Origin of the sequence: Salinigranum sp., assembly GCF_041641895.1 — an archaeon.
In the GTDB taxonomy this organism is placed as follows: domain Archaea; phylum Halobacteriota; class Halobacteria; order Halobacteriales; family Haloferacaceae; genus Salinigranum.
In genome coordinates, this window is the sequence record NZ_JBEPXO010000139.1 from 1 (window position 1) to 5,006 (window position 5,006).

7 protein-coding genes and 1 pseudogene are annotated in these 5,006 nt (G+C 66.6%); 4 read left to right on the forward strand and 4 right to left on the reverse strand.

Features of this window, described 5'->3' with window-relative positions:
* Together ACESK5_RS18750 and ACESK5_RS18755 are read right to left on the reverse strand one after the other, a co-directional pair.
* Window positions 1-504, reverse strand: a 504-nt coding sequence (locus ACESK5_RS18750) for a glycosyltransferase (protein ID WP_372913108.1), incomplete at its 3' end; no start/stop codon positions are given.
* 59 nt (window positions 505-563) lie between these two features.
* Window positions 564-1,622, reverse strand: a complete 1,059-nt coding sequence (locus ACESK5_RS18755; protein ID WP_372913109.1) for a glycosyltransferase family 4 protein — start codon at window positions 1,620-1,622, stop codon at window positions 564-566.
* 89 nt (window positions 1,623-1,711) lie between these two features.
* On the opposite strand from ACESK5_RS18755, the gene ACESK5_RS18760 reads away from it, so the two are divergent.
* The 3 genes from ACESK5_RS18760 to ACESK5_RS18770 all read left to right on the forward strand — a co-directional run bounded on the left by ACESK5_RS18760 (window position 1,712) and on the right by ACESK5_RS18770 (window position 3,238).
* Complete coding sequence (locus ACESK5_RS18760; RefSeq protein ID WP_372913110.1) at window positions 1,712-1,987, forward strand: ribonuclease P protein component 4; 276 nt, start codon at window positions 1,712-1,714, stop codon at window positions 1,985-1,987.
* A 97-nt stretch (window positions 1,988-2,084) separates the two neighbouring features.
* Window positions 2,085-2,333, forward strand: coding sequence for a YhbY family RNA-binding protein (locus ACESK5_RS18765; RefSeq protein ID WP_372913111.1), 249 nt, complete (start codon window positions 2,085-2,087; stop codon window positions 2,331-2,333).
* On the forward strand, window positions 2,330-3,238 hold the full coding sequence (locus tag ACESK5_RS18770) for a mechanosensitive ion channel family protein (RefSeq protein WP_372913112.1): 909 nt from the start codon (window positions 2,330-2,332) through the stop codon (window positions 3,236-3,238). The genes ACESK5_RS18765 and ACESK5_RS18770 overlap by 4 nt, the downstream gene beginning before the upstream one ends.
* Before the next feature lie 64 nt (window positions 3,239-3,302).
* Here the strand turns inward: ACESK5_RS18770 and ACESK5_RS18775 are convergent, their stop codons facing one another.
* On the reverse strand, window positions 3,303-4,106 hold the full coding sequence (locus tag ACESK5_RS18775) for an HD domain-containing protein (protein WP_372913113.1): 804 nt from the start codon (window positions 4,104-4,106) through the stop codon (window positions 3,303-3,305).
* 85 nt (window positions 4,107-4,191) lie between these two features.
* Window positions 4,192-4,671, reverse strand: a complete 480-nt coding sequence (locus tag ACESK5_RS18780) for a redoxin domain-containing protein (RefSeq protein WP_372913114.1) — start codon at window positions 4,669-4,671, stop codon at window positions 4,192-4,194.
* A 255-nt stretch (window positions 4,672-4,926) separates the two neighbouring features.
* Here ACESK5_RS18780 and ACESK5_RS18785 point away from each other — a divergent pair.
* Window positions 4,927-5,006: pseudogene (locus ACESK5_RS18785) on the forward strand (twin-arginine translocase TatA/TatE family subunit); the annotation flags it as partial.

A 5,006-nucleotide genomic window follows, 5' to 3' on the forward strand; every position in this document is an offset into this window, starting at 1 on the left:
GCCGAGCGACGCGAGACGGTCACGCGTCTCGGCGCTCGGGACGATGACGGCGTCGGCACGCGAGAGGAACCACCGTTCGTAGCGCGTGCTCATCGACTCGATGCCGCGTTCGAGCCGCGGGTTCGATGTCAGGTAGTCGGCGTACTCTGCCGTCGGCGTGTGGTAGGAGGCGACGAACGGCACCTCCCGGCGGGAGGCGAGTCTGAGACCCGCGAGGCCGAGGCTGAACGGCGTGTGTGAGTGGACGACGTCGAGGTCGCCGCGGCGGACCCGCCGGGGCACTCTCGGCGCGGCGACGCGGAAGCCGTCGTAGAAGGGGAACGCGACCGACCGGACCGAGTACTCGCCGGGGTCGGGGTCGTGGCCGGCCGCCCGGGGGAACACCACGTCCATCCGGCCGCCGCGGCGCTCCCAGCGCTCGCGCCACGTCTTGATGGTGTAGGTGACCCCGTTGACCGTCGGCAGGTAGGTGTCGGTGAAGACGACGACCGACGCTCCGTCCATGTCGACGACCCTTCACGGCACGGGGGTTAATCGCTTCCGACTCGCTGACGCGCCGGCGCTCAGACGGCGTCGCCCGCCACGTCCCGGTACGCCTCGACGAGTCGCTCGCCGACGCGGTCCAGCGAGTGCTCCCTCGCGGTCTCTCGGGCGTTCTCGCCCAGTCGGCGGCGGAGGTCGGGGTCGTCGTCCAGTCGGCGGAGCGCCTCGCGGAACTCCTCGTGGGTGTCGCACTTCAGACAGTCCTCGCCGTGGATGTAGAACTCCTCGAAGACGGGGATGTCCCGCAGGACGCAGGCCTTCCCGCAGGCCATCGCCTCGAGCACGGCGATGCCCTGGTTCTCGTTCTTCGTGGGGAAGAGGTAGACGTCGCCGGCGCCGAACGCGCCGCGTTTGTCGTCGACCCACCCGGTGAACGTGACGTTGTCTGGCGGGTTCTCGACCCAGTAGCGGACCGTCGTGGAGGCGTGCGGGCCGGTGTCGTACGGACCGAACCACGCGAAGTCGTAGCCCGTCTCCCGGGCGAGTTCACAGAAGGTCGTCAGCCCCTTCCGCTCGAAGACGTTGCCGACGGCGAAAACGACCATCCCCTCGAGGCCGAACCGTTCGCGGTACTCTTCGCGGAGGGACTCGAACCCGGCGAGCGAGTCGAGGTCGACACCGTTCGTCGTCGGGCGGATGGGCGCTTCGACGGGGTACGACTCCAGGATTCGCTTCGTGTACTCGCTCGGACAGAGGACGAGGTCGGCCTGCGAGTAGAACCACCGGAGGTATCGCCCCAACGGGCGGGCGACGTACGTCGACCCGCGGAACGACTCGGCGAAGTCCTCGCGCGTGACGTGCGCGTGAAGCACGAGCGGGATGTCCGACCGCTTCGCGTGCCGGGCGACGGCGAGTGTCCCCGGACCGATGAGGTTGCAGTGAGCGACGTCGAACGCGCGGAAGGCGCCCCGGCCGCGAAGCCCGTACTCGGCGGCCGCGACAGGGGAGTCGCCCATCCACGGCGTCGTGAGGACCTCGACGTCGGTCGTCCGGAGCGCGGCCCGCTGCTGGTCGGCCGCCGTCCCGATGCCGCTCCGGTTGAGCCGTGACTCCAGTTCGAGGTAGTTGAGGACGCGCACGGTGAGGCGCTCGCCGCTCAGCGGTTTGACGCTGTCGCTTCGAACGCCGCTCCGGAACGCCTTTATCAGCCGGACGACCCATCGGGGACATGGGCATCCCGGCAGAGCGGATCGACCGTCTCGAGACGCTCGCACGCGAGGCCGTCCGCGACGGCGAGGACGACCGCGCCCGGGAGTACGTCCGTCTCGCCCGCCGGGTCGCCGAGCGCCATCGGCTCCGTCTCCCGCGTCGGTTCCGTCGGTTCACCTGCGACCGCTGCGACGCGTACCTCCGACCGGGCGTCAACGCGCGCGTCCGTCTCCAGTCGGGGAAGGTCGTCGTCGCCTGTGACTGCGGCGAACTCGCCCGCTACCCGTACAAGTGACGGGTCTGACACTCCCGAAACGGCGGCATGTATATTCAGGGCGAACTCCGTCATTAAAGCCAAGATACAAATAAACCGCGTCCGAACGGGCGGTGGCATGTGCGCACAGGAGCTGCGAAAGCGGGCACACGACCTCGACGTGACCGTCTGGGTCGGAAAAGCTGGCGTCGAGTCAGTCGTCGACGAACTCGCGGGACAGTTGGACGACCGGGACCTGGTCAAGGTGAAGTTCCTCCGGGCGGCACGGGGTGGGACGTCGACCGAAGAACTCGCCGAGGAACTCGCCGAACGGGTGGACGCTGACCTCTTCGAGACGCGTGGACACACCGCGGTGATGCTCCGATGAATACGGGTCTCCTCCTACAGGCCGGCGGCGGCGGTGGCTTCATCGGTCGCTTCCTCGCGCAGAACGGCGTCCCGTACGCCGAGTCCATCGGCGGGGTCGTCTCGTTCGTCGTCGCGTTCGTCGTCATCTACCTCGTCGGACGCGCCATCCTGTTCCCCATCCTCGACCGGGTCTTCGAGGCACGGGGGCTCGAGACCCACGCCATCAGACCGCTGAAGAAAATCGCCGGCGTGCTGGTCGTCTTCGTCGCCATCGCCGTGGCGTTCGGCTTCGCCGGCTACGGTAACTTCCTCACGTCGCTGGCGACCATCGCCGCCGCGGCGACACTCGCCATCGGCTTCGCGATGCAGGACGTCATCAAGAACTTCGTCTCGGGCGTGTTCATCTTCACCGACCGTCCGTTCAAAATCGGGGACTGGATCGAGTGGGACGGCGAGTCGGGTATCGTCGAGGACATCTCCTTCCGCGTCTCCCGCGTCCGGACGTTCGACAACGAACTGCTGACGGTACCCAACTCCCAGTTGACCGACGGCGTCGTCAAGAACCCCGTCGCGAAGGACAAACTCCGTCTGAAGGTGCCGTTCGGCATCGGTTACGACGACGACATCCCGAAGGCGACGGAGATTATCATGGAGGAGGCGGAGTCGCACGAGGACATCATGGACGACCCCGCACCCTCCGTACGGCTGACCGAACTGGGCGACTCCTCGGTCGTCCTGCAGTCGCGCGTCTGGATCGAGAACCCGAGCCGTGCCGACTTTGTCAAGACGCGCGGCGAGTACGTCACGAACGTGAAGGAACGGTTCGACGCCGAGGACATCAACATCCCCTACCCGAACCGCACCCTCCACGGTGCACTCCAGCTCGAGGGTATCGAGTCGGTCGTGTCCACGGCGGACGACTGACCCCGTACCGACCCATCCTCGTACCGCCCCGCTCCTGCGTCCTCGACCCTCCTGTGTCGGAGCCTCAGAGTTCGATGCGCTCGACCAACTGCGAGTCGTCGGACTTCGTGTTGACCGCGACGATCCTGATCTCGTCTTCGAGCATCGACTCTCTCAGCTTCGCCTTCAGCAGGTTGTCGACCTGGTAGACGCCGGCCGCGTTGACCATCTCGATTTCCACCTGGACGGGGACGCCGTCACCCTCGCGGAGGATGACGTTCGTGATGGCCTGCGAGGAGAGGGTGTTGATGCCGCGGCCTCCTTTCTCGTAGGGGATGCGCGAGCGTCCGCGCTCCATGTCCAGCGCGTCGGCGACCCTGATGACGCCCGCTTCCTTCGTGAGCGGCGTCTCTTCGGTGTGGTGACAGAGGATGGCGTGGAGGATTTCGGCTTTGACGCGGACGGCGCCGGACGTGTCGTAGAACTGCGGCAGGATGCGGTCGAGAATGTCCGACGCCAGCGGGATGGAGTAGTAGGCGTGCTCGTCGCGGTGGACGACGTGCCCGATGTCGTGGAGCGTCGCCGCGAACGCGACGATGACCGGTTCGTCGGCCTCGTCGAGGCCCTGGTCCGCGGCGCCGTTGAACTCACAGCCGCCGGCCTTCAGCAGTTCGTACAGTCGGAGGGCACGGTTGCGGACGATGGAGATGTGTTTGGGGCCGTGGTCGTTGTACCCCTTCCGCGTGACGGCGTTGACGTTCTGTGCCTCGAGGAGCGTCGTCACCTCGGGGTCGTCGAGCAGGTGGGGGAGGACCTCGTTGAGTCTCTCGTCGGGGAACGCGTGGTCGGCGTCGGGGTCGTACGTACGAGCGCCGGTTGGTTCGCTCATCGTTCCTTCGACGTGAGGCGACGAAAAAAAGCCGACGGATACTCCGACGCCGTCTCACCTGACGGGGCGTTCGGAGCCGAGAGCCTCAGTCTCGGGCGGCGAGAGCCGCCTCTTCGACCGCTTCGTAGTCGGGTTCGACGGTGGGATCGTCCGACACCCAGGCGTAGGTGACGTCGCCGTCGCCGTCGACGACGAACACCGAGCGCTTGGCGAGCCCGTAGACACCGTACTTCTCGAAGTCCATCGAGATGTCGTACGCCTCGATGAGTTCGCGGTTGGTGTCGCTGACGAGGGGGTACTCGAGTCCGTGTCGCTCGCGGAGTTCGTTCAGCGTGAACGGCGTGTCGATGCTGATGGCGTAGAGGTTCGCGTCGGCGGCCTCGAACTCCGCGAGGCGCTCCTGGAACGTCGCGAGTTCGGACATGCACGTGGTGGTGAACGCCGCGGGGAAGAACGCGAGGACGAGCGGTGCCTCGTCGAGGTGCTCGGAGAGTGTGAACGACTCGATGTCGCCGGTTGCCATCGGTGCGGTGAAATCGGGGGCGGTGTCGCCGACGTCGACCATACGTCCTCTTCGGCTGACCGTCGCTTCATGGTTGTGTTCGCGGCAGGCGTGAGCGACGCAGGAGCACGCAGGGGTGACCGCCCGGGCGAACTGGGGCCGGACGAGAAGACGCAGCCGTTGCGGGTAGCACCGCAGCCAGCGTCGGGTGCGCAGGCGGTGCCTCCACGCCAGTTCGCCACCCGTTCGGACCGATTCCTCGTGGTGATATGCGGTCCAAAAAGCCTATAATTGCTACTTGGTTAAGCTGAGATAGCGATGTCCAATATCATACTGTTCCCGGGGCTGCCGGGCGGGCCGGAGCTGCTCATCGTGCTGTTCGTGCTCGTCCTGCTGTT

Excerpts from the sequence above, each read along its gene's own strand:
- ACESK5_RS18760 (WP_372913110.1), top strand. The coding sequence starts at position 1,712 with ATGGGCATCCCGGCAGAGCGGATCGACCGTCTCGAGACGCTCGCACGC.
- ACESK5_RS18765 (WP_372913111.1), top strand. The coding sequence starts at position 2,085 with ATGTGCGCACAGGAGCTGCGAAAGCGGGCACACGACCTCGACGTGACC.
- ACESK5_RS18770 (WP_372913112.1), top strand. The coding sequence starts at position 2,330 with ATGAATACGGGTCTCCTCCTACAGGCCGGCGGCGGCGGTGGCTTCATC.
- ACESK5_RS18775 (WP_372913113.1), bottom strand. The coding sequence starts at position 4,106 with ATGAGCGAACCAACCGGCGCTCGTACGTACGACCCCGACGCCGACCAC.
- ACESK5_RS18780 (WP_372913114.1), bottom strand. The coding sequence starts at position 4,671 with ATGGTCGACGTCGGCGACACCGCCCCCGATTTCACCGCACCGATGGCA.